This window comes from Blastococcus sp. CT_GayMR16 (assembly GCF_004570875.1).
Lineage (GTDB): Bacteria > Actinomycetota > Actinomycetes > Mycobacteriales > Geodermatophilaceae > Blastococcus_B.
This window is the reverse complement of the sequence record NZ_SPQK01000030.1, coordinates 1-23,373: the sequence shown is the minus strand read 5'-3', so window position 1 is coordinate 23,373 and position 23,373 is coordinate 1. Positions and strand designations below refer to the sequence as shown.

At 72.7% G+C, this 23,373-nt stretch carries 20 protein-coding genes and 1 tRNA gene; 5 read left to right on the top strand and 16 right to left on the bottom strand.

Translation table 11 applies throughout. The features are described from left to right. Positions 1 to 13: 13 nt before the first annotated feature. Positions 14 to 484, top strand: coding sequence for a GNAT family N-acetyltransferase (locus E4P38_RS21535; RefSeq protein ID WP_135134038.1), 471 nt, complete (start codon positions 14 to 16; stop codon positions 482 to 484). Position 485: 1 nt separating this feature from the next. On the opposite strand, the gene E4P38_RS21530 is transcribed toward E4P38_RS21535, so the two are convergent. Both E4P38_RS21530 and E4P38_RS21525 read right to left on the bottom strand, forming a co-directional pair. Further along, entirely contained in the window at positions 486 to 1,346 is an 861-nt protein-coding gene (locus E4P38_RS21530) for a hypothetical protein (protein ID WP_135134037.1), read from the bottom strand. Between the two features lie 86 nt (positions 1,347 to 1,432). After that, entirely contained in the window at positions 1,433 to 2,794 is a 1,362-nt protein-coding gene (locus E4P38_RS21525) for a DUF2252 domain-containing protein (protein WP_245161213.1), read from the bottom strand. Between the two features lie 38 nt (positions 2,795 to 2,832). Between E4P38_RS21525 and E4P38_RS21520 the strand changes: the two genes are divergently transcribed. Continuing rightward, complete coding sequence (locus E4P38_RS21520; protein WP_245161212.1) at positions 2,833 to 3,891, top strand: SGNH/GDSL hydrolase family protein; 1,059 nt, start codon at positions 2,833 to 2,835, stop codon at positions 3,889 to 3,891. A gap of 102 nt (positions 3,892 to 3,993) precedes the next feature. After that, positions 3,994 to 5,214: an acetyl-CoA C-acetyltransferase gene (locus E4P38_RS21515; protein ID WP_135134036.1), complete on the top strand. Its 1,221-nt coding sequence runs from the start codon at positions 3,994 to 3,996 to the stop codon at positions 5,212 to 5,214. Positions 5,215 to 5,271: 57 nt separating this feature from the next. On the opposite strand, the gene E4P38_RS21510 is transcribed toward E4P38_RS21515, so the two are convergent. The 3 genes from E4P38_RS21510 to E4P38_RS21500 all read right to left on the bottom strand — a co-directional run bounded on the left by E4P38_RS21510 (position 5,272) and on the right by E4P38_RS21500 (position 8,159). Next, the gene (locus E4P38_RS21510; protein ID WP_135134035.1) at positions 5,272 to 6,099 is read right to left on the bottom strand and encodes a Bax inhibitor-1/YccA family protein; all 828 of its coding nucleotides are present in this window, start codon (positions 6,097 to 6,099) and stop codon (positions 5,272 to 5,274) included. Between the two features lie 195 nt (positions 6,100 to 6,294). After that, on the bottom strand, positions 6,295 to 7,878 hold the full coding sequence (locus E4P38_RS21505; protein ID WP_135134034.1) for a M28 family metallopeptidase: 1,584 nt from the start codon (positions 7,876 to 7,878) through the stop codon (positions 6,295 to 6,297). Between the two features lie 207 nt (positions 7,879 to 8,085). Then, positions 8,086 to 8,159: transfer RNA gene (locus E4P38_RS21500), tRNA-Leu, on the bottom strand. A 113-nt stretch (positions 8,160 to 8,272) separates the two neighbouring features. Between E4P38_RS21500 and E4P38_RS21495 the strand changes: the two genes are divergently transcribed. Then, positions 8,273 to 9,196, top strand: a complete 924-nt coding sequence (locus tag E4P38_RS21495; protein ID WP_209309239.1) for an alpha/beta hydrolase — start codon at positions 8,273 to 8,275, stop codon at positions 9,194 to 9,196. Positions 9,197 to 9,209: 13 nt separating this feature from the next. Here the strand turns inward: E4P38_RS21495 and E4P38_RS21490 are convergent, their stop codons facing one another. The 11 genes from E4P38_RS21490 to E4P38_RS21440 all read right to left on the bottom strand — a co-directional run bounded on the left by E4P38_RS21490 (position 9,210) and on the right by E4P38_RS21440 (position 22,406). Next, a complete protein-coding gene (locus E4P38_RS21490) occupies positions 9,210 to 10,562 on the bottom strand; it encodes a transposase (RefSeq protein WP_135134033.1) in 1,353 nt (450 codons plus the stop codon). A 79-nt stretch (positions 10,563 to 10,641) separates the two neighbouring features. Continuing rightward, positions 10,642 to 12,024, bottom strand: a complete 1,383-nt coding sequence (locus tag E4P38_RS21485) for an NAD(P)/FAD-dependent oxidoreductase (RefSeq protein ID WP_135134032.1) — start codon at positions 12,022 to 12,024, stop codon at positions 10,642 to 10,644. 10 nt (positions 12,025 to 12,034) lie between these two features. Next, the gene (locus tag E4P38_RS21480) at positions 12,035 to 12,841 is read right to left on the bottom strand and encodes a uracil-DNA glycosylase (protein WP_135134031.1); all 807 of its coding nucleotides are present in this window, start codon (positions 12,839 to 12,841) and stop codon (positions 12,035 to 12,037) included. Between the two features lie 5 nt (positions 12,842 to 12,846). After that, positions 12,847 to 13,797, bottom strand: coding sequence for a Ppx/GppA phosphatase family protein (locus tag E4P38_RS21475; protein WP_135134030.1), 951 nt, complete (start codon positions 13,795 to 13,797; stop codon positions 12,847 to 12,849). Continuing rightward, complete coding sequence (locus E4P38_RS21470; RefSeq protein ID WP_135134029.1) at positions 13,794 to 14,297, bottom strand: DUF501 domain-containing protein; 504 nt, start codon at positions 14,295 to 14,297, stop codon at positions 13,794 to 13,796. Before E4P38_RS21470 ends, E4P38_RS21475 begins: the two co-directional genes overlap by 4 nt. Beyond that, positions 14,294 to 14,863: a septum formation initiator family protein gene (locus tag E4P38_RS21465; RefSeq protein WP_135134028.1), complete on the bottom strand. Its 570-nt coding sequence runs from the start codon at positions 14,861 to 14,863 to the stop codon at positions 14,294 to 14,296. Before E4P38_RS21465 ends, E4P38_RS21470 begins: the two co-directional genes overlap by 4 nt. 10 nt (positions 14,864 to 14,873) lie before the next feature. Beyond that, positions 14,874 to 16,151, bottom strand: coding sequence for a phosphopyruvate hydratase (eno, locus tag E4P38_RS21460; RefSeq protein ID WP_135134027.1), 1,278 nt, complete (start codon positions 16,149 to 16,151; stop codon positions 14,874 to 14,876). Between the two features lie 69 nt (positions 16,152 to 16,220). Beyond that, the gene (locus tag E4P38_RS21455; RefSeq protein WP_135134026.1) at positions 16,221 to 17,144 is read right to left on the bottom strand and encodes a MazG family protein; all 924 of its coding nucleotides are present in this window, start codon (positions 17,142 to 17,144) and stop codon (positions 16,221 to 16,223) included. A 27-nt stretch (positions 17,145 to 17,171) separates the two neighbouring features. Next, positions 17,172 to 18,182: a SurA N-terminal domain-containing protein gene (locus tag E4P38_RS21450; RefSeq protein WP_167760662.1), complete on the bottom strand. Its 1,011-nt coding sequence runs from the start codon at positions 18,180 to 18,182 to the stop codon at positions 17,172 to 17,174. A gap of 58 nt (positions 18,183 to 18,240) precedes the next feature. After that, on the bottom strand, positions 18,241 to 21,792 hold the full coding sequence (gene mfd / locus E4P38_RS21445) for a transcription-repair coupling factor (RefSeq protein WP_209309238.1): 3,552 nt from the start codon (positions 21,790 to 21,792) through the stop codon (positions 18,241 to 18,243). A 155-nt stretch (positions 21,793 to 21,947) separates the two neighbouring features. After that, a complete protein-coding gene (locus E4P38_RS21440; RefSeq protein WP_135134024.1) occupies positions 21,948 to 22,406 on the bottom strand; it encodes an adenylyltransferase/cytidyltransferase family protein in 459 nt (152 codons plus the stop codon). A gap of 389 nt (positions 22,407 to 22,795) precedes the next feature. On the opposite strand from E4P38_RS21440, the gene E4P38_RS21435 reads away from it, so the two are divergent. After that, positions 22,796 to 23,373 (top strand): Wzz/FepE/Etk N-terminal domain-containing protein (locus tag E4P38_RS21435; RefSeq protein WP_209309237.1); only part of this gene is annotated, 578 nt, incomplete at its 3' end.

The window sequence follows — 23,373 nt, the reverse complement described above, 5'->3', positions numbered from 1 at the left end:
CCAGACTGGGGCGGTGACCTCCGACGCACGTGCGCCCCTGACCGTCGACGAGGCGACCGCCGAGGTCACGTACGCCCTGCGCGGCGCGGTGCTGCGCCCGAACGGCGGCGAGATCACCTGGGCCGGGGACGAGGACCCGGCGACGTTCCACCTGGCGGCCCGGACGGCGGACGGCGCCGTCGTGGGCGTGGTCCGCTTCTCCCCCGCACCCTGCCCGTGGCGGTCGGCCGCCGCTCCGTGGCAGCTGCGCGGGATGGCCACCGACGCCACCGTCCGCGGGACCGGCGCCGGACGGGCCCTCGTGGTCGACGGGCTGGCCCGGGTGGCCGATCGCGGCGGCGACCTGGTGTGGTGCGACGCCCGGGTCGCGGCCGCCGGGTTCTACGAGCGGATGGGCTTCACCGTGGTCACCGAGGAGTTCGACAAGCCCGGCATCGGCCCGCACGTCGGCATGGTGACCAACCTGTCTGGGCAATACACCTAGATCAGGCGAGCGCCAGCTCCGGTGACCGGAACAGGTCGGCGATCTCCGGCGCGTCCGGCGTCTCGGCGACCGGGCGGAACCGGCCGCCCTCCCGTCGGTACAGCCCGGCGCGCAGCGTGATGTCGGCCAGCCGGGGGTTGTCGAGGATCAGCAGGTGCCCACCCTCGTCCAGGCTGGCGAGGAGCGCCCGGAGCGCCCGCAGGATGTCGGCGTCGCTGAAGTAGAGCCGGCGCAGCAGGTTGGCGACCTTGATGACGTCGGGCGCGGGTGCCCCCCACGGCTGGAAGACGTCGTGGACGCGCGTGCTCACCCGCGGGTCGGTGCGGGTCAGCCGCCGCGCCTCGGGTCCGAGGAGCAGCACGTCGCGGCTGGGGCGGCGACGGGCCCGGGCGATCAGCGGGGCGACCACGAGCCGCACGGTGCGCGAGAGCGTCGGCCAGGCCAGCAGCCGCCGGCCCGCGACCAGGACACAGTTGTCGTCGGCGTCGAAGAAGAGCACGTGCCGGCCGACCTGCACCGACCGCAGCGTCAGGTAGAGGTCGGCGATCACGTAGGACTCGAAGTCGGGCAGCTTGGCGATCAGTTCGACCGACGTCGAGCCGTCGGAGGCCCCGAGGTCGACGATCGAGGCACCGGTCAGCGGGACGTTCTCCAGCAGCAGCGCGTCCGCGGCACCGTGCCGGTCCGCGTCCGTGATCTTGATGGTCTCGCCGACGTGGATGATCGACATCGCCGCCCGGAAGTCCTCCGGCGTGGGCTCCTCCTCCAGCAGGACACGGGGGTCCACCCGGAAGAGACGGGGAAGGCGACGTTCCCACGAGCTGGGCCACTGGCCACGGACGAGTCGAACAGGCGCGCGCATGGGAACCGACGGTAGTGGCCGGACGGCCCCAGGAGCAGGGGCCGAGGGGTCGGTCTCGCCCCAAGGAGTTGCCCCGCCGGAGGACGTCAGGGCGCGGGGTGGGAGCCGCTGGAGCTGATCCCCGGGATCGCGCCGGCCCGGAACGCGTCGACGAAGAGCCGGTGGTCCTCCTGCGTACGCCGGGCGTAGTCGTGCGCGAACTGCACGATGTCCGCGACGAACTCGTCCTGGCGGTTCCCGATCATCGAGGTGATCGCCTCCTCCATCTGGAAGGGCACGAGCGAGTGGTCGCTGTCGGCGTCGCCGACGCAGTGCAGCTTCGCGGTCGCCTTCCCCAGCTGTGCCATGACCGGAGCGATGTCCTCGGGCTCGGTGAGGTCCTCCCAGTCGAGGTCCAGCTCGTACGGGGAGAGCTCCGCGACGACGAAGCCGACACCGTCGATCTCGGTGTAGCCGAGGAACTGGGAGGCGTTGGCCTGGAGCGCCCGCTGGCTCATCGCCGTCCGGTGCCCCTCGTGCTCGAAGTACCCCCCGAGTTCCGCGTCGTCGACGATGCGGCTGGGCGCCGCCACGTTGCCCTGCTTGATCGACAGGACGACGTCGTTCTCCAGCGCCTGGTCGTACCCCTCGAGGAGCACGTTGTAGGCAGGCAGCCCGGCGCTGCCGATCCCGAACCCACCGGTGCCGACGACGTCCTTCACGTCGTAGGCGACGTCGCGGCGCCGGCGCGGTGGGGCGACGGTCTCGCGGTAGCGATCGAGGGCCGCCATGACCTTCTCGCGCTCCTCGTCGTCCAGGCGGCGGTTCTGCGGGCGGTCGGAGAACCGCCGCTCGTGCTCCTCGACGACGGTGATCCGCTGGAGCAGGGACAGCCGCGTCCGCGTCGCCGTCTCGAGGATGACCTCGTGCACCGCACCCTCGGTGTTGGCCTTGACGAGGGCGAACGAGCGGTCCTCGTCGGAGCGGGTGAACGCCTCGACCTGTTCGAGGTAGGACGTCAGGTAGATCGCGATGAGCTCCCCGATGGCGTCGTCGGAGAGCGCCTTGCGCCAGGCCATGAGCGCGAAGCTGGCCGCGAACCTCCGCAGGTCCCAGCTCACGTGACCGAGGTAGGCCTCGTCGAAGTCGTTGACGTCGAAGACGATCCGACCGGCACTGTCCATGTAGGTGCCGAAGTTCTCCGCGTGCAGGTCACCCTGGATCCACACCCGCGACGTCCGCTCGTCGCTCCAGCGATCCTCGAGTGTCGCCATGTCGGCGTAGAACAGACACGCGCTCCCCCGGTAGAAGGCGAACGGATCGGCCGCCATCTTGCGGAACTTCGACCGGAAGGCGTCCGCGTCGGCGGCCATCAGATCGGCGAACGCGTCCACCAGGACGTCGACGATCAACTGGGCCCGCTCGGGGAGATCTGTGGAATGGGTCACACGTGCGGGTGAGGAGGCCACAGGTTGAACGGTAGAGGGCCGATAACCTCACTGACGGAGTGATCAGCACGCACGACGACCAGGGCGGAGGCAGCGTGACGCGAGCGACGACGGCGAAGCGGCTGGCCACCGCCACGGTCTACGGCGGCGGCAGCGTCGCCCTGGGCGGAGTCGCCCTCGCCGCACTCCTGCGCGAGGAGGCCCGCGCCGCCCGTCGCAAGGTCGAGGCGCGCACCTCCAAGGACGATCCGCCCTCGGGCGACGGGATCTACGGGCGCGGTCGGGGGAAGCCGCTGGTGTTCGCCGTCCTCGGCGACTCCAGCGCCGTGGGCCTCGGCGTCGACCGGGCGTCCGAGACGCCCGGCGTGCTGATCGCGGCCGCGCTCACCGAGCTCGCGGAGCGGCCCGTGCGCCTGGTCCGGGTGGCCGTCACGGGTGCGGAGTCCCGCGAGCTCGAGGAACAGGTCGACCGCGCGCTCGCCGAGCACCCCGACGTGGCCCTGATCATGATCGGCGCCAACGACGTCACGACGCTGACCAAGCCCGCCATCTCGGTGCGGCACCTCGAGGACGCCGTCCGCCGGCTCATCGCCGCCGGCTGCGAGGTCGTCGTCGGCACCTGCCCCGACCTCGGCACCATCCGACCGATCGCCCAGCCGCTGCGGACCTTCGCGCGACGCTGGAGCCGGCAGATGGCCGCCGCCCAGACCGTCGCCGTCGTCGAGGCCGGTGGGCGGACGGTGTCGCTCGGCTCGGTCCTCGGACCCGCGTTCGCCTCCGACCGCAGCATGTTCAGCATCGACGAGTTCCACCCCAGCGCCGTCGGCTACGCCCAGGCCGCCGCCGTCCTGTTGCCCTCGGTGGCCGACGCCGTGGGGGCCTGGCCCGCGACGGCCGACCGCGGGCTGCGCCCGATCCGCCGGGGCACCGTGCGGCCGATGGCCGAGGCCGCCGTCCGCGCCGCGAGCCGGACCGGCACCGAGGTGCAGCCCACCGAGGTCCGCGGGTCCGACAGCGGTCCGCGCGGCCCCTGGGTCCTGCTGCGGCGCCGCCGGCCGACCGAGCTGCCGACCCCCGAGCAGATGGAGGAGTCGGCCGAGGAGGCCGTCGTCGGATGACGGTGGTGCAGCCCGCGTGGCGGCCAGGTACTGCGGAGTAGTTTCGGGGGCGACCCGCCGTCCGCCGATCGTCCGCGGAACCCGCCTCATCGTGGAGGACCCATGCCCGAAGCCGTCATCGTCGCGACCGCCCGCTCCCCCATCGGCCGCGCCTTCAAGGGGTCGCTGAAGGACCTGCGTCCCGACGACCTCGCCGCCACCATCGTGCGCGCCGCCCTCGACAAGGTGCCCGAGCTCGACCCGCGCGACATCGACGACCTGATGCTCGGCTGCGGCCTGCCCGGCGGCGAGCAGGGCTACAACATGGGCCGTGTCGTCAGCGTCCTGCTCGGCATGGACCACCTGCCCGGCACGACGATCACCCGCTACTGCTCGTCCTCGCTGCAGACCACCCGCATGGCGCTGCACGCGATCAAGGCCGGTGAGGGCGACGTCTTCATCTCCGCCGGCGTGGAGATGGTGTCCCGGTTCGTGAAGGGCAACAGCGACTCGCTGCCCGACACGAAGAACCCGGCGTTCTCCGACGCGGAGGCCCGCGGCGCCAAGGTCGCCGAGAGCGGCGCCGACAGCTGGCACGACCCGCGCGAGGACAGCCAGATCCCCGACATCTACATCGGGATGGGCCAGACCGCCGAGAACCTTGCCATCCTGAAGGACGTCTCCCGGCAGGACATGGACGAGTTCGCCGTCCGCAGCCAGAACCTGGCCGAGGAAGCCATCAACAACGGCTTCTGGGCCCGCGAGATCACCCCGGTCACGACGCCGGACGGCACGGTCGTCAGCACGGACGACGGCCCGCGGGCCGGCACCACGCTGGAGGCGCTGTCCTCGCTGAAGCCGGTCTTCCGGCCGGACGGCCGCGCCACGGCGGGCAACGCGTGTCCGCTCAACGACGGCGCTGCCGCGGTGATCGTCATGAGCGACACCAAGGCCCGCGAGCTGGGACTCACCCCGCTGGCCCGGATCGTCTCCACCGCGGTCACCGGCCTGTCGCCGGAGATCATGGGCTACGGCCCGGTCGACGCCTCCAACCTCGCGCTGCAGCGGGCCGGGATGAGCATCGGCGACATCGACCTCGTCGAGATCAACGAGGCGTTCGCCGCCCAGGTCATCCCCAGCTACCGCGACCTCGGCATCGATCTCGACCGGCTCAACGTGCACGGCGGCGCGATCGCCGTCGGCCACCCGTTCGGCATGACCGGTGCGCGCATCACCGGCACGCTGATCAACGGCCTGCAGACTCGGGACAAGACCTTCGGCCTGGAGACCATGTGCGTCGGCGGCGGCATGGGCATGGCGATGGTGCTCGAGCGCCTCTCCTGAGGACGAACGACGAAGGCCCGGCCCCACTGTGGGGACCGGGCCTTCGGTTCGTTCAGGTCAGTCGCGGAAGTAGCTGAGCAGCCGCAGGATCTCCAGGTACAGCCACACGACGGTCACGAGCAGGCCGAAGGCGATGTACCAGGCGAACTTGGCCGGAGCGCCGCGACGGATCGCATCGTCGGCCAGGTCGAAGTCCAGCAGCAGGAAGAACGCCGCGACGCCGATGACGACGAGGCTGAAGACGATCGCCAGCGGGCCGCCGGAGCGCAGCCCCAGGCCGTCACCGCCACCGATCCAGGCGGCCAGCAGGTTGGCCAGCATCAGCACGAGCACGCCGATCCCGGCGCCGACCACCCAGCGAGTGAGCTTCGGGGTGACCCGGATGGCACCGGTCTTGTAGACCAGGAGCATGCCGGCGAAGACACCGAAGGTGCCGATCACCGCCTGTGTGACGATGCCCGGGTAGATGGAGTTGAAGGCCTCGCTGATCGCCCCGAGGAACACGCCCTCGATGGCGGCGTACGCCAGCGTCGCCGCCGGGTTCATCACCGTCTTGAACGTGATCACCAGGCCGAGCACCAGGCCGACGACGAGTGCGGGGAGCGCCAGGCTCCAGCCCATGTCGCCGGGCAGGGCCCAGATGGCGGCGGCGGCCAGCACCGTCACCAGGAAGGTGATCCCCGTCTTGGTGACGACGTCGTCCATCGTCAGGTAGCGGGTCGTCGTCGCCGCGTACGGCGACGGCGCCGAGTAGGGGTCGTACTGGGTCGGGGTGCCGTACTGGCCAGGGGCACCGTTCGGCTGCGGCTGTGCGCCCCAGCCGGGGTTCTGCTGGCCGTTCCCGGCATCGCCGAACCGGCTGAAGGCCGGGTTACTGCTGGGCATCGTCATCTCCCTGAGGTGACTGGTCGGTCCGTGGAGTCCACGGTGCTGCACTCCACTCGACCAGGTCAACGCCCTTAGGTCCCTGTACGTTCCGGCGTGTCGCGGTTTCCCCCTGGCGGGTGCCCCCCGACGCACGACGGCGCGGCTCCGGTCCGGGGACCGACGCCGCGCCGCCGCGCGAGGCGGAGCGAGTGGTCAGGCCGCGGGTGCCAGACCTCCCGAGCCGGCGCCGTGGCCCCGGTGACCGCCACCGTGACCGCTCCCGTGGCCGTTCCCCTGGCCATGGCCGTTGCCGTTGCCGTGATGACCGTTGGAGCCCGCCGGTCCGGCGAGCGTCAACGTCGCGTAGGCGACGGCGTCGGCGTTCTGGTCGAGCACCTCGGCGTTGATGTTGCCGATGTCGTCGCACGCCTGGTGGTAGCAGGGGTCGAACGGCTGTCCCGCCGTCCCGCCGTACCGGGTGGCCTGCTCGGCCGACTTGATGTCCTCGGCCCCGCTGAACAGGCCACCGGAGGGGATGCCTGCGTCGGCGAACGCCTGGTAGTCGCTGCGTCCGTCGAACTCGGTGTCCTCGTAGGCCAGGCCCCGCGAGTCGTAGAACTGCTCGAAGATCGCCTCGATGGCCGAGGACTCCGGGGTCACGTAGCCCTCCGGCGCCTCGAACGTCGAGCCGTCACCGTCGTAGACGAACCGGGCGAAGTTCGGCGAGCCCAGCATGTCGAAGTTGAGGTAGGAACCGATGCGCGCGAACTCCTCCTCGGTCAGGGAGTCGACGTAGGCCTGCGAGCCGACCAGCCCGGCCTCCTCCGCACCCCACCAGGCGAACCGCACCGGGTGGTCCGGGCGCGCCTTGTGCAGGTTCTGGGCGAGCTCGAGGATCGCGGCGGTACCCGTGCCGTTGTCGTTGATGCCCGGCCCTTCGGACACCGAGTCGAGGTGGGCACCGACCATGACGACCCCCTCGCTGCTCTTGCCGGGGAGTTCCGCGGTGAGGTTCTGCGTCGAGCGGATCTCACTGATGGCCTGCAGGTCGATCGCCAGTGTCGTACCGGGGAGCGTGAGCCCGATGGCGTTGGTCGTGTCCAGCACCGGGATCCCCACCGGGGTTCCGAGCGTGCCTCCGATCAGCCCGAACCGGTCGGGTGCCGCACCGTCGTTGTAGATCACGGCTCCGGTCGCGCCGGCCGCCTCGGCGTTGGCCGCCTTGAGGCCGAAGTCGCACGCACCGCGCTTGATGATCGCGATCGCGCCGACCGGGAAGCCGGCGAAGTCCGCCGCCTCGCATCCGCTGTCGGGCCCTTCGATGTCGACCGCGACGGCCGGCGCCTCCGGGGTGCCGGAACCGGAGAGACTCATGTCCGAGAAGTCGGTGCCGTAGACGTAGGTGGTCGGGGTCGGCGCCGTCTGCGCGAAGGTCGGGTCCTCGCTCGTCTCGTAGAACGGGAACTCGAAGTCCTGGCGGGTCACCGTGTAGCCGGCCTTCTCCAGGGTCGACTCGACGTAGTCGGCCGACGCCGCGTACCCGGGCGACCCGGACGCCCGGTTGCCACCATTGGCGTCGGCGATCTCCTGCAGCGCGGAGAGGTGTTCCTTGACCCCCGTGCCGTTGACGCACTCGAGCAGCTTGCTGATCGTGTTGTTGTTCCGCTGCTCGCAGCTGTTCTTGCCGCCTCCGGCGGCGGCAGGTGCGGCGGTCGCCAGCGTCCCCGCGACGGCGAGCAGGCCGGCCGCGGAGGTCGCTATGAGCCGCGTTCGGCGGCTCTGATGGGCGTGATTCATGAGGCTCCCCAAGGTCTTGTCGGGTGGACATTTCCTGTGTGCCGGGTTGGCGTTTCCTGAACGCCTGACGACGACCTTGCGGAAGGGTCACGCAGGGTGTCAACCCCTGGACAATCCGTTCCGGGAGGACTAGAACCGCCCGTTCTCCTAACCGCCCGAGCCCGGGGACGCGCCTCCCACCAGCACGGATGACGCAGCGCGACGACGTGCCCCCGGTCGGGATCGAACCGACACTGGGACCCTTTTAAGGGGCCTGCCTCTGCCACTTGGGCTACGGGGGCGCTCTGCGCACGCTAGCGGTGCGCTCCGGGGAACGACGGCGCCCGTACCGTGGCCCCGTCGTTCCCCAGCACCGGAGGGCCCCGTTGGCACGCACCCCGACCGTCGTCCCGGGATGAGCCGACCGCAGATCCCGGCCCGGGCGATGCGCGCCGCCGTCCGCGGTCTGGTGCGTCCGGTGCTCGGCCCGCGGCTGCCGGTGTCCCTGCAGCGGCGGTGGCTGGAACTGGTGACCCGGATGACGCCGCTGGCCGACGCGGTCGACGTCGGGACCGGCAGGCTCGGCGACCGGCCGGTGGCGGTGATGACGCCCCACCACGGGGACGCCTCCCGGAGCGTGCTCTACCTCCACGGTGGCGGCTTCACGATCGGTTCGGCCGTGACGCACCGCGCGCTGGCGACCCATCTCGCCGCCGCGAGCGGCGCCACCGTCCACCTCCTCGACTACCGGCTCGCCCCGGAGCACCCGTTCCCGGCTGCCCTCGACGACGCGGTCGCGGCCTACCGGAAGCTGCTGCGGAACGGGGCCGACCCCGGGCGCACGGCCGTGGCGGGTGACTCGGCCGGCGGCTGGCTGGCCCTGACCGCCGCCCTGCGGCTGCGCGAGGCCGGAGATCGGCTGCCGGCCGTGCTCGGGCTGGTATCCCAGTGGCTCGACCTCCTCGGCACCGCCTGGCCGGCCGACCGCTCCGACGCGATGCTGCGCCCGTCCTGGTTGCGCCGGTGCGCGGCGGGCTTCGCACCTGGAGCCGACCTCGGTGCCCCGCAGTTCGCGCCGCTGACGGCGGACCTGGCCGGGCTCCCGCCCCTGCTGGTGCACGTCGGCAGCGAGGAGATCCTGCTCGAGGACGCCGTCCGGCTGGCCGTGCACGCACGGGCCGCGGGCGTGCCCGTCGACCTGCGCCGGTGGGACGGCCTCTGGCACGTGGCGCACGCATCCGCCGGGATGGTCGCGGACTCGACGACCGCGGTCACGACGCTCGGCACCGGCCTCGCCGCGCATCTGGCCCGGGTGGACCTGCGGCACCGGGCGGGCTGAGCGCTCGGTAGCGTCAGCCAGCGTTGAACTTCGCCGTGGTGATGTTGAAGGCGATGGCGTTGGGCGGGCGGATCGACTGCTGCAGTGTGGTCCAGGCCGGGTGGTTGGTCATCCGGGCCAGCTGAACCGTGATCAGGTCGCGCAGGCCCTCGACCGACCAGCGACTGCCGCCGATGTCGGTGCGGGCGTTGAGTTCGCGCATCACCCGCTCGAGGACGCCGGAACCGAGTTCGGGGCCGCCGAGGTGGGCCAGGCGGGCGCGGACTTCGGGGCGAAGACAGGTGAAGACCTGGTCGCGGGCACCGGCGAGGAGTTCGCCGGCGGCGTGGTGGCCCTCGGCGGTGACGGTGGCACAGAAGGCGTCGTAGGCGGCCAGTGCCTGGGGGTGGCTGAGGTGCTCGCGGGCGACCCCACGCAGTAGCGCGACCAGCTCGCCGCGCTTGGCATTCGCCCACGGGTGGGGGGCCTTGTCGGCGTACAGCGCCCAGCGCAGCGCCCGGGGCAGGTGCCACCAGCAGCGCTGGATCGGCACGTCTGGCCAGACGGACTCGGCCAGCGCGGTGATCGCCACCTCGCCGTCGACGACCACGACCGTCGGCGGGTGCAGGCCGCGCAGCTGGTCGGCCATCGTCGTCCACGGCTGGGCCAGCGTCAGGCCGAGCAGGACGGTGCCGGCCTGTCGGCGCCGCCGCGAACCGGTCCGACCGGTCACGCCCAGGGCGATGTTGCAGTTCACGCCCAGCCGCCGGGAGCTGGCCCGCATGCCGGTGCCATCGAGGATCACCACGTCGGCGCCGGTCGGGGCCTGCGGCAGATCGGCGCAGCCGATGCCATCGAGCATCGGTGCCAGATCCGCGACCGCGGCATGCGCCCGGCCGGGCGATCCGGGCACGCCAAAGGCGGCCGCGATCGCCCCGGCACGGGCGAAGGACATCTGGCTTGCCAGCTCCGCGAGCTCGATCATCAGCCGGTCGGTGCGCCGCTTCCCGGACAGATCGAGCAGCAGCAGCAGGGGGGCGAACACCCGCCCACACGAGCGGCAGCCGACGTTGGCCAACTGGACGTGGACAACCCCGGCAGCGGTATCGAACCGACGCAACCGGGTGCGCCTGCCCTTGCGGGCGAAGTCGCTCATCACCCCGCAGCCCGGACAGCCGAACGGCGCCGGCAGGTCCCGCACCGGCAACCACTTCCGGCCGCACACCTGATCGATCAGCCGGTCCTGCAGGTCCTCCAGTGCGGCGGCCAGCGCCGCCGCGGGCAGCTCCTCGCGCATCGCCACCGCCCACGCCTCCAGCTGCGACCAGGTCAGCGACTCACCGAGCCCAGGCAGCTCCGCAGTCAGAGCAAGGGTAGTGATCGACACAGCGGCGACTCCTCAACGAGTTGCCGCCATCACCCCACAAGATCCGCGAAGTTCAACGCTGCGCCACGCTACCGAGCGCTCAGGCGGTGCCGGTCGGTGGCAGCGCCGTCGCCTGGTCGGTCCGCGGGGGTGGCAGCTGGCCGGCCCGGCCGGTGTTCGCGGCGAAGACGAACTCCCGGCGCGGGTCCTGCAGCTGACCGAGGGACACGACCTCGCGGCGGAACAGCGAGGCCAGCGTCCAGTCCGCGACCACTCGTGCCTTCCGGTTGAATGTGGGCACCCGGCTGACGTGGTAGCCGCGGTGCATGAACCAGGCGGGCCAGCCCTTGACCTTCACTCCGTAGACCTGCGCGACACCCTTGTGCAGGCCGAGGCTCGCCACCGATCCCACGTACTTGTGCCGGTAGGGCGTCGGGTCGTTCCCAGCGAGGACGGCGACGATGTTGTCCGCCAGGTGCTTGGCCTGCCGGACGGCGTGCTGCGCGTTGGGCGCGGTCGTGGCGCCGGGTTCGTCCTTCGTGAGGTCCGGGACCGCCGCCAGGTCACCGGCCGCCCAGGCGTCGTCCATGCCCCGCACCTGCAGCGTCGCCTCGCACTCGACGCGGCCGCGGCTGTCGACCGGCAGGTCGGTCTCGGCCAGCATCGGGTTGGGCTTCGTGCCCGCCGTCCAGACGAGGGTCTCGCTGGGGAACTCCTCCCCGTCGCTGAGCCGGACGACGCCGTCGTCGGACACCGACTCCAGCCGGGTGTTGAGCCGCACGTCCATGCCCCGCTCGGTGAGCTGGCGGACCGTCCACGCGCCCATGTCCAGGTCGACCTCGGGCAGGATCCGCCCGGTCGCCTCGACGAGCACCCACCGCATGTCGGCCGCCGACAGCCGCGGGTAGTAGTGCTCGATGGCGTACCGGGCCATGTCCTCCAGCTCTGCGAAGGCCTCGATGCCGGCGTAGCCACCGCCCACGAACGTGAAGGTGAGCGCGCGGGTGCGTACCTGCGGGTCGTCGGTCGAGCTGGCGGCGTCGAGCCGGGCGAGGACGTGATTGCGCAGGTAGATGGCCTCCCCGACGGTCTTGAACCCGATGCCGTGCTCGGCCAGTCCGGGGATCGGCAGCGTTCGCGCGACCGATCCGGCGGCCATCACGAGGACGTCGTAGGACAGCTCGAACGTCGTGCCCTCGACCGGCGCGATTCGGGCCCGCTTCTCCCGGTGGGTCAGGCCGATCACCGCGCCGGTGATCACCCGGCAGCGGTTCAGCGTCGGCCGGAGCGGCACCACCACGTGCCGGGGTTCCACCGAGCCGGCGGCCGCCTCGGGCAGGAAGGGCTGGTAGGTCATGTGCGGCTGCGGGTCGACGACCACGATCTCCGCCCGCCCGCGGGAGAGCTTCCGCTGCAGCGACAGAGCGGTGTAGAGGCCGACGTACCCGCCGCCCACGACCAGGATCACCGGACGTTGCGCCATGCCGGGCAGCCTAGGCCCGGGGCGGCCCGGCGACAGGGTGAGAGATCCCGCCGGGGACGGTCCGCGCCAGGTCCGTGGCCCGGGTCAGGACGGCGTCGAGCATCGGCTCGGTGAGCCGGCCGGTGAAGGTGTTCTGCTGGCTCACGTGGTAGCTCCCGAGCAGGGTGAGCGGACCCCGCGGCCCGGTCAGCTCGACCTCCACGCCGTGCCCGAACGCCGGCCGTGGCCGGGGCAGCTCGTACCCGGCGGCCGCGAGCACCGGCCACAGCGCCGTCCATCCGAACCCGCCGAGGACGACGACCACCCGCAGCCGCGGGAGCAGGGCCAGCTCGCGGGCGAGCCACGGGGAGCAGGTGTCCCGCTCCTCCGGCGTCGGCGCGTTGGCCGGCGGGGCGCAGCGGACCGCCGCCGCGACCCGAACGTCGGTCAGCTCCAGCCCGTCGCCGACGTGCGTGGACGTCGGCTGGCTGGCCAGGCCCGCCCGCCAGAGCGCGGCGAAGATCCAGTCCCCGCTGCGGTCGCCGGTGAACACCCGCCCGGTCCGGTTCCCGCCGTGCGCCGCCGGGGCGAGGCCGACGACGGCGATCCGCGCGTCGGCCGGGCCGAGGCCGGGCACCGGGCGTCCCCAGTAGTCCCAGTCGCGGAACGACGCACGCTTGACCTGCGCGACCTCCTCGCGCCAGGCGACCAGCCGGGGGCAGGCGTAGCAGCCGGACACCCGCGCGTCGAGCGTGGCCAGGTCGGGGGTGCTGCGGGCGGCGCGCACGACACCGGCCGGCGTGCGCGTAACCGGGAACCCCCCGGCGTCCAGGGCCATCCCGGTCAGCTCCGGGCGAGCCGCAGGGCGATGCCGTCGAGGATGTCGTGCTCGCTCACGACCACCTCGTCGAGCCCGAACTCGTCCATTAGCACGCGCAGCACCAGTGCGCCGGCCCCGATGACGTCGACCCGCCCCGGGTGCATGACCGGCATGGCCGCGCGGCGTTCACGCGTGGCAGCGAGCAGGTCGGCGCTGACCGTGCGGACGGCGTCGACGCCGATCCGCGAGCCGTGGATGGCGTCCGGGTCGTAGCCCGGCAGACCGAGGGCGATGGCGGCGACCGTCGTCACCGACCCGGCGACCCCCACCAGGGTGGCCGCCTCGGCCACCGGCACCTCAGCGATGACCTCGGCCAGCGCGGCCCGGATGTCCGCCTCCGACCGGCGGACCTGCTCGGCCGACGGGGGGTCGTCGTGCAGGTGGCGCTCGGTGAGCCGGACGCAGCCGATGTCGACCGATCGCGCCGCGCGCACGCCGCTGCCGTCGCCGAGGACGAACTCGGTCGACCCACCCCCGATGTCGACGACGAGGTACGGCGAGCGGGGCGCGGGGTTGCCGTGCGCCTGCGCCGCGGCGTCCAGCGAGGCGGTCGCGCCGAGGAAGGACAGGTTCGCCTCGTCGTGGCCGGTGATCACGTCGGGTGGCTGGCCCAGGGTGCGCACGACCATGTCCTCGAAGTCCTGCCGGTTGGCGGCGTCCCGGGTCGCGCTTGTGGCCGCCATGCGCACCCGGGTCGCCCCCAGGTCGCGCGCCTGCGCGGCGTACTCGGCGAGCACCTTCCGGGTGCGCTCGATCGCCTCGGGGGCGAGCCGGCCCGTGGCGTCCACGCCTTGCCCGAGCCGGACGACCTCCATGCGGCGCAGCAGGTCGGTGTGGGCACCGGCCGGCGGGACGTCGGCGACGAGCAACCGGATGGAGTTGGTGCCGCAGTCGATGGCCGCGACCCGGCTCATGCGCCGTCCTCCGACGGCTGGGCACACGGCCCGGCCGCCCACCACTCCCCCATCTCGGCGACCGCGCGGTCGCCGATGGGGTTCACGCCGGGGCCGGCCGCCAGTGCGTGCGCGGCCAGGGCGTGCAGGCACTTGACCCGGTCGGGCATCCCGCCGGCGCTCATGCGGTTCGGCAGGACGTCGCGGGCGTCCCGGGTGGCGAGGAACGCCTCGTGCGCCGCCTGGTACCCCGCCGCCAGCTCGGGGTTCGTGGCCAGCTCGTCCTGCCACTCGCGCATCCGGCCGGCGGATTCGAGCCGGCTGGCCGCGGCGGTCGCCCGCGGGCAGGTCAGGTAGTACAGCGTCGGGAACGGCGTGCCGTCCTCCAGCCGGGGCGAGGTCTCCACGACGTCGGGCTGCCCGCACGGGCACCGGTGCGCGATGGCCACCAGCGCCCGCGGTGGCCGGCCGAGCTGCCGGGCGATGATCGTGCGGTCGTCGCCGGTGACCGGTTCGGTCACGGTTCGCCGTCGGCGACCGCCACCGACTCCAGCAGTCCCTCGTACCAGGGCACCGGGTCGGCGGCCGTGTCCGCGGCCGGGAGGTTGTCGGCATCGCCCTCGACGGTCCGGCCGTCGACCACCACGACCAGCCGGTCACCGGGCAGGACGTAGGTGAGCCGCTCCCGGGCCTGCCGCTCGGCGTAGGCGGGGTCGGCCTGGCGCTCCAGCTGGGCCTGGAGCTCCGCCGCGCGCTGGTCCAGTTCCCGGCCCTCGGCGGCGAGCTGGACGAGCTCCGCGCGGCCGGCCACGTACTGGCGGACCGGGCCCGCAAGAGTCAGCGCGAGCAGGAGGACCAGCGCCCCCAGCAGCACCGCCCGGCCGGTGAACAGCGGACGGCGCCGGACGCCCGCGACAGCCGAGCTCCGCGCCGTCCGTCGCCCCGGGCGCCGCTGGCCGGGCCGGCTGGTCGCGCCGGACCGCAGCCCGGTCCGCACCGGCCGGGTCGAGTGCACGCGGGGGACGCGGCCGGTCGTGCGCCGTCCGTCGGCCGGGGGCCCGCCCCGCCGTCCGCGGGCATTGCTCATCAGGTGCCGCTCATCCCACCAGGCGCGGGAAGGCGGCCGCCCCCGCGTAGCGGGCGGCGTCGTCGAGCTCTTCCTCGATCCGCAGGAGCTGGTTGTACTTCGCGACCCGCTCGCTGCGCGCCGGGGCACCGGTCTTGATCTGCCCGCAGTCGGTGGCGACGGCGAGGTCGGCGATGGTGGTGTCCTCGGTCTCGCCGGAGCGGTGGCTCATCATGCAGCGGTAGCCGCTGCGGTGGGCCAGGTTGACCGCGTCGAGGGTCTCGGTGAGGGTGCCGATCTGGTTGACCTTCACCAGCAGCGCGTTCGCCGCGCCCTGGGCGATGCCGTCGGCCAGCCGGGTCGGGTTGGTGACGAAGAGGTCGTCGCCGACGATCTGCACCCGGTCGCCGAGCGCGTCGGTGAGGGCCACCCAGCCCTCCCAGTCCTCCTCGGACAGCGGGTCCTCGATCGAGACGATCGGGTAGTTCGCCACGAGGTCGGCGTAGTAGTCGGTGAGGTCACCGGCGGTCAGCGTCTTGCCCTCGAAGGCGTACCCGTCCGCGCTGTGGAACTCCGTCGCCGCCACGTCGAGGGCGAACGCGATGTCGGTGCCCACGCTGTAGCCGGCCTGCTCGACGGCCCGGACGATGAGGTCGAGCGCGGCGCGGTTGCTGGACAGGCTCGGTGCGAAGCCGCCCTCGTCGCCGAGGCCGGTGGACAGCCCGTCCTTCTTCAGGACCGACTTCAGGGCGTGGTAGGTCTCGGTGCCCATCGCCAGCGCCTCGGCGAACGTGCCGGCGCCGATCGGGGCGATCATGAACTCCTGGACGTCGACGTTGCTGTCGGCGTGCGCGCCACCGTTGAGGATGTTCAGCATCGGCACGGGCAGCAGATGGGCCGAGGGTCCGCCGACGTAGCGGAACAGCGGCAGGCCCGCGGAGTCGGCGGCCGCCCGGGCGACGGCGAGGCTCACGCCGAGGATCGCGTTCGCGCCGAGGCGGGACTTGTCCGGGGTGCCGTCGAGGTCGATCAGCCGCTGGTCGATCAGGCGCTGCTCGCTGGCCTCGAAGCCCACCAGCTCGGGCCCGATGACGTCGAGGACGCCGTCGACGGCCTTGGTGACGCCCTTGCCGCCGTAGCGGCTCCCGCCGTCGCGGAGCTCCACCGCCTCGAAGGCACCCGTGGACGCGCCGCTGGGCACGGCGGCCCGGGCGATCGTCCCGTCGTCGAGGGCGACCTCGACCTCCACGGTGGGGTTTCCGCGCGAGTCGAGGATCTCCCGCGCGCCTACGGCGTCGATGCTGGGCACGGGGGCAGCCTAACCAGCCTGCGACGACGGCCGTGAACGCCTCGCCCCCCGTGCTGTCGGTACCGGGATTCAGCGGTCGGGCACGGTGCGGGCGGCCGCCTCGGCGTCGAGCTCACCGGCGTAGCGACGGACGGCCTCCCGGAGGGCGTCCTCCACGTCCCAGCCGCGCTGCTCGGCGGCGGTGACGACGGCGAACAGGCGTTCCCCCAGCTCCTCGGGGCTGCCCACCTCGAGCTCGGCGGCCGCCGGGGTGGACAGGCCCGCCCGCCCCGCGCGCCGGACCAGTGCGGCCCCCCACGAGGCGGCCGGCTGCGAGCGCGAGACGCCCTCGGTCGGGGAGCGCCGCTGCTTCTCGGCCTGCTTGATCTCCTCCCAGCCGGCCTCGACCTGGGCGACGTCGCGCGGGCCGGCATCGCCGAAGACGTGCGGATGCCGGCGCACCAGCTTGTCGACCAGGTCACCGGCGACGGCGTCGACGTCGAACCGGCGGTCCGGCGCGGCCTCGGCGGCCACCCGGGCGTGGAAGACCACCTGCAGTAGGACGTCGCCGAGCTCCTCGCGCATGGCCACCGGGTCGTCGTCCACGATCGCGTCGTAGGCCTCGTGGGCCTCCTCGAGCAGATAGCCACGCAGGGAGGCGTGCGTCTGCTCGGCGTCCCACGGACAGCCGCCGGGCGAGCGCAGCCGGTCCATGACGGCGACGACGTCGAGCAGCCGGACCCCGGCGGGCTCCGGGGCGCCGTCGACGACGTTCGGCGCGTCGACGGTGTCCCCCGGGGCGGCCAGGACGACGACGTCCTCGGTCAGCGCGGCCGCCGCGGCGGCGTCGGGCAGGTCGGTGACCGTCCACCCCTCGGTGCGCAGGGCGTCCGCGGTGGCCGCCGCGGACGGCAGCGTGACCAGCGGACGACCCACGGAGAGGGCGCGCCAGCCGGCCGGGTTCAGCAGGCCGGGGAGACGGGGGCTGACGGTGACGACGGAGTGGACGGGCACGCGACCAGTCTCCGCGACGCCCGCGTCCTAGCCGGCGGGGGTCGCTGCCGGGTCCGTGGCCGTGCTCGCCGCGTCGTCCCCGAGGATGTCGACGACGCCGCCGCCACCGGCGACGAGCTTGCCGTCCTCCAGGACCCCGTAGCGCGGGTTCACGGTCACGCCGACGTCATTCCGGACGTCCTCGAGCACCTCGTTCGCCACTGCGTCGATCGCGGTGGTGGCCTCCTTCTCCAGCTGAGGGCGGACCTCCTCGAACGGCGGGTAGACCTTGCCCGCCACGAACGTCACCACCACGCCCTCGACGTCCGCGACAGGACCCGCGAAGCCGGTGTTGGGCGCCGCCGCCGCGATCCCCTCGGCGAGAGCCGCCGGCACCTCCTCCGGGGACCGTGCCTCGACCGTGGGGAGGCTGAGGCGGGGGTACTGCGCCGCCAGCGCGGGATAGCTCGCCGGGTCGGCGGTCAGCTGGGCGAGCACGCCGGCGGCGGTGGCGTCGTCCGGCACCACGATGTAGCCGAAGGACACCTGGGCCAGGTCCTCGCGGACCTCGGCGTACCGCGCCTGCAGTGCCGCCGGGTCCAGCCCGTCGGGCTCGCCCTCGGCCTCGGCGATGCCCCGGCGCACCAGCGACTGCCGCACGTTCTCGAAGACGTCGTCGCGGCCGATGCCCTGCTGCGCGAGCTGGCTGTAGACGTCGTCGGGATCGTCGTCGCCGAGCAGATCGGAGATGCGGGTGCGCACGGCGCTGTTGCCGACCTGCAGGTCGTAGCGCTCGGCCGCGGCGGCGTAGACCTCCTCCTGGACCAGCAGGGACAGCACGCGCCGGGTGAACTCCTCCTCGTTCCCCTCGGCGTAGGCCGCGATGTTCTCGTCGGCCAGCCGGTCGGCGACGGCGGAGTCCAGCTCCGTGACCGTCACCTGCGAGTCGCCGACGTAGGCGGCGACGTTCGGCGACGTCCGGCAGGCGGACAGCCCCGACACCGCGACGGCCAGGAGGAACCCGGACACGAGCACCCGGGGCACGCGACGCTTCAGCACGTCCGGAGAATCCCACACCCGGCAGGACCCCCGACGCAGGGAGCCCGGAACCGGAGCGTCAAGCGGCGACCGGTTGCTCGATGACGGCGCGCAGCACCGACTGGAGGTTGTCCAGCAGGGCGATGTCGCGCAGCGGGGTCCGCCGGTCGGGCCCGACCGGCACCTTGAGCGAGATCGTCTCGACGGCGGCCTTGTAGGACGCGCCGTCGGCCAGCCGGGCCAGCCGCATCTGCTTGGACTCGGGAAGCACGACGGGGCTGATCCGGATGGCGCGACCCTGCAGCGACACCTCGGTGATGCCGAGCGCGCGCACCGCACCGCGGAACCGCGCGACGGCGAGGAGGTTGAGCACCGGGGCAGGCGGCGTGCCGTACCGGTCGGTGAGCTCGTCGAGCACCGCCTGGGCCTGCGCGTCGTCGTGCACCGAGGCGACCTTGCGGTAGGCCTCCATGCGCAGCCGCTCGCCCGGGATGTAGTCGTGCGGCAGGTGTGCGTCGACCGGCAGGTCGACCCGCACGTCGGCGGGCTCCACCGCCGGCGACTCCCCGGTGGCCTGCGCGCGGTAGTCGGCGACCGCCTCGCCGACCAGCCGGACGTAGAGGTCGAAGCCGACGCCGGCGATGTGCCCCGACTGCTCGCCGCCGAGCAGGTTGCCGGACCCGCGGATCTCGAGGTCCTTCATCGCCACGGCCATGCCGGCCCCGAGGTCGGTGTTGTGCGCGATGGTCGTGAGCCGGTCGACCGACGTCTCGGTCAGCGGCCGCGTGGGGTCGTAGGTGAAGTAGGCGTACGCCCGCTCCCGACCCCGGCCGACCCGGCCCCGGATCTGGTGCAGCTGCGAGAGCCCGAAGGTGTCGGCCCGGTCGACGATCAGGGTGTTGGCGTTCGGGATGTCCAGGCCCGACTCGACGATCGTGGTCGCGACCAGGACGTCGTACTCCTTCTCCCAGAAGCCGACCATGATCCGCTCGAGCTCGTGCTCCTTCATCTGGCCGTGGCCGACCGCGACGCGCGCCTCGGGCACCAGGTTGCGGATCTTCGCCGCCGCCTTGTCGATCGACTGCACCCGGTTGTGGATCACGAACACCTGGCCGTCACGCAGCAGCTCCCGGCGGATCGCGGCGGCCATCTGCTTGTCGTCCCAGGCGCCCACATAGGTGAGCACCGGGTGCCGCTCCTCGGGCGGGGTCAGGATCGTCGACATCTCGCGGATGCCGGTCAGGCTCATCTCCAACGTGCGCGGAATGGGGGTGGCCGACATCGACAGGACGTCGACCGCCGTCCGCATGGCCTTCAGGTATTCCTTGTGCTCGACGCCGAACCGCTGCTCCTCGTCGACGATGACCAGGCCGAGGTCCTTGAACCGGGTCGTCGGCTGCAGCAGCCGGTGGGTGCCGACCAGCACGTCGATCTCGCCGGCGGCCAGCTTGCGGACGACCTCGTCGCTCTCGGTCTTCGACTGGAACCGGGAGAGGACGGCGACGGTCACCGGGAACTGGGCGAAGCGCTCGGAGAAGGTCTTGAAGTGCTGGTTGGCCAGCAGCGTCGTCGGCACCAGGACGGCGACCTGCTTGCCGTCCTGCACAGCCTTGAAGGCCGCCCGGATCGCGATCTCGGTCTTCCCGTAGCCGACGTCGCCGCAGATGATCCGGTCCATCGGGACCGGCAGCATCATGTCGGCCTTGACCTCGTCGATGGCGCCGAGTTGGTCGGGGGTCTCCTGGAACGGAAAGGCGTCCTCGAGCTCGCGCTGCCAGACGGTGTCGGGGCCGAACGCGTGCCCCTTGCTCGCCATCCGCGCGGAGTACAGCCGGATGAGCTCGGCGGCGATCTGCTTGACGGCCTTGCGCGCCTTGCTCTTCGTGTTCTTCCAGTCGGCGCCGCCGAGCTTCGACAGCGCGGGGGCCTCGCCGCCCACGTAGCGGGTCAGCTGGTCGAGGGCGTCGGTGGGCACGAACAGCCGGTCCGGCGGCTGGTTCCGCCGCGACGGCGCGTACTCGACGATCAGGTAGTCGCGCTGCCCGCCGTTGACCGTCCGGCTGATCATCTCGAGATAGCGGCCGATGCCGTGCTGCTCGTGGACGACGAGGTCGCCGGGCTGCAGCTGCACGAGGTCGACGGCGTTGCGGCGGCGGGCCGGCATCTTCGACGCCTCGCGCATCGAGGTGCCGCGCTGGCCGGTCAGGTCGTGCTCGGTGAGCAGCGCGAGACCGACCCCCGGGAACGCGAACCCCGACTCGAGGTTGCCCTGGGTCACGTGGGTCATCCCGGCGTCCGGGGCAGCGGCGATGTCGGGGACGAGGCGGACGCCGAGGTCGGCCTCGGCGAACTGGTCGGCGGCGCGCTGGGCCGGGCCGGGGCCGGCGAAGGTGACGACGACCCGCCAGCCGTCGCGCGACCAGCTGCGCACCTGCTCGACCGCCTTCGGGACGTCGCCGGAGAAGCGGTCCACGGTCGTGGCGTCGAGGGTGACGTGCTCGTCGTCGTCGTCCGAGTGGAGGGTGAACGCGCCGGTGGTCCACCACGGCAGGCCGCGGATGCGGGCCGCGGTCTCGACCTCGGCCAGGTCGCGGAAGGACGACGCCCCGAGATCGACAGGAGCCTTGCCCACTCCGTCCTTGTCGCTGGCCGCCGTCGACCACGACGCCGCGAGGAACTCCTCGGCGGTGCGCACCAGGTCGGCTGCCCGGCTGCGCACCCGCTCGGGGTCGCAGACCAGCACGTGCGTGCCGCGCGCGACCAGGTCGGTGAGCAGCTGCATCTCCGCACCTCCGATGAGCGCCGGGATGAGGGATTCCATGCCCTCCACCGCGATGCCCTCGGCGAGCTTGCCGAGGACCTCGAGCAGCTCCGGGTGCTCGACGGCGAGGGCCGCGGCGCGTTCGCGCACCTCCGGCGACAGGAGCAGCTCGCGGCACGGGGGTGCCCACAGTCGCTCGGGACGCTCGTCCAGCGACCGCTGGTCGGCCGCGGAGAAGTAGCGCAGCTCGTCGACCTCGTCGCCCCAGAACTCGACGCGCACCGGGTGCGGCTCGGTGGGCGGGAAGACGTCGAGCAGGCCGCCTCGGACGGCGAACTCGCCGCGCTTCTCCACGAGCTCCACCCGCGTGTAGGCGGCGTCGACGAGGGCCCGGGCGACGTCCTCGAGGTCGGCGGAGTCGCCCGGCTTCAGCTCGACGGGGACGAGGTCACTCAGGCCGGGTGCCAGCGGCTGCAGCACGCTGCGCACCGGGGCCACCAGGACGTCGATGGTCCCGTTGTCGCCGGGGTGGGTGAGGTCGCGGAGGACGGCGAGCCTGCGGCCGACGGTGTCGGCGCGGGGACTGAGCCGCTCGTGCGGCAGCGTCTCCCAGGCGGGGAAGGTCTCCACCCGCCGGCCGGGCACGAAGCAGCGGAGCAGGTCGGCCACCTGGTCGGCGTCCCGCTCGCCGGCGGTGACCACGAGCACCGGCACTCCCGCGCCGGGCTGCTGCGCGGCGAGCGCGGCGGCGACCAGGGGCTGCACGGGGGGCGGGGCGGTGATCGCGAGGCTCGCCCGGCCGGCCGAGGCCACCACGCGGGCCATGCCGGGATCGGTGAGGACGACGTCGAGCACGCCGCGCAAGGTCACGCCTATGACTCCTGAAGATCGGTGGCCGCACACCTGCCGCCGGACGCGACGAGGGGCCGGATCCCCAGTGTAAGGACCCCGCTGCCCCCCACGGCTCGCTCGCTCGCCGCGGGCCCCTGCAGCGGGGCCGGGTCAGACCGGCCCCGTCGCGGCTGTCAGGAGGTGAGGGCGCGGGCGACGCGGCCCACGGGCTCCTGGGCGTCGATGGCGGCGAGCGCCTTGCGCAGGATCGTGCTCGAGGTGTGCATCGTGTACGGGAAGTACCGCACCTCGACGCCGACCTTGGCGAAGTCCCGCTCCAGGCGCTCGCCCTTGGGGGTGCCCCGCCAGTCGTCGCCCTTGAAGATGACGTCGAAGCCGACCTGGCGCCAGGTGTCGAGCTTGTCCGGGACCACCTCGGCATGGACGTCGTCGACGAACCGCAGGTTGCGGACGATCTCCATGCGCTCGGCCAGCGGGATCACCGGCGCCCGGCCCTTGGTGAGCAGGAGCATCTCGTCGGAGACGACGCCCGCGATGAGCCGGTCACAGTTCTCGGCGGCGTGCCGAAGGATGTTGAGGTGGCCGATGTGGAAGAGATCGTAGGCGCCTGGCGCATATCCGATCAGACTCATCCGTGTCTCCCCCGTTGCCGTTCGTAGGCCCGGCCGCAGCTGCGGCGTGGCGCCATTCGCTTACTCTGAGTGACCTGAGGAGCTGTCGCGCTGCTTTCCCAGGCCGTGCCAAGCGGAAGTTACCGGAACTTGCTCACCCACGGTGAACATGGTGAATCGACTCACCCGATCGGAGAATGCGCCTCCGGCAGGGACGCCCCCCAGGGTCGCCGACATCCCCGCCCGCACGACAGTCCGGTCCGGACGCCTCCCCGGATGGGGTGAGCCGGGCCGTTCCGGAAAGGGCATTCCCGCAGCGTGCGACTACCGTTCGGAGTCAGGCCCGACGACAGCGGGGGTGACCAGAAGGACCAGGTGCTCCTCAGTCCGAGGCGCGGACGGAGGACGACATGGAATTCAAGGACTACCTGGCGGCGCTCCGCCGGCACTGGCTCTCCTGGGTCGCGACGACGCTGCTCGGCGTCGCGATCGCCGCCCAGATCCTCCAGCTCAGCGCGCCCACCTACGAGGCGCGCGCACAGGTCTTCGTCGCCAGCTCCTCCACGGGCACGTCCCAGTTCGTGAGCCAGCGCGTGAAGAGCTACCCCGACATCGCCGTCAGCCGTGCGGTGCTCGGACCGGTCATGGACCGGCTGAGCATCGAGGCGCCGTTCGCCGAGGTCCGGCAGCACATCACGGCCAGCAACCCCGTCGACACCTCGCAGATCGTGATCACGGCCACCAGCGACTACCCCGCTCAGGCAGCCGATCTGGCGAACGCCGTCGCCGAGGAGTTCGCCCAGGTCGTCGAGGCGCTCGAGCGCACGGAGTCCGGCCCCTCGCCGGTGTCCCTCACCGTCACCGACCCCGCCACCGAGCCGACCTCCCCCTCCGGCCCCTCCTCGCTGTACGTCATGGGACTGGGCTTCGTGGTGGGCCTGCTGTTCGGCATCGCGCTGGCCATCGCCCGCAGCCGGATGAGCACCGC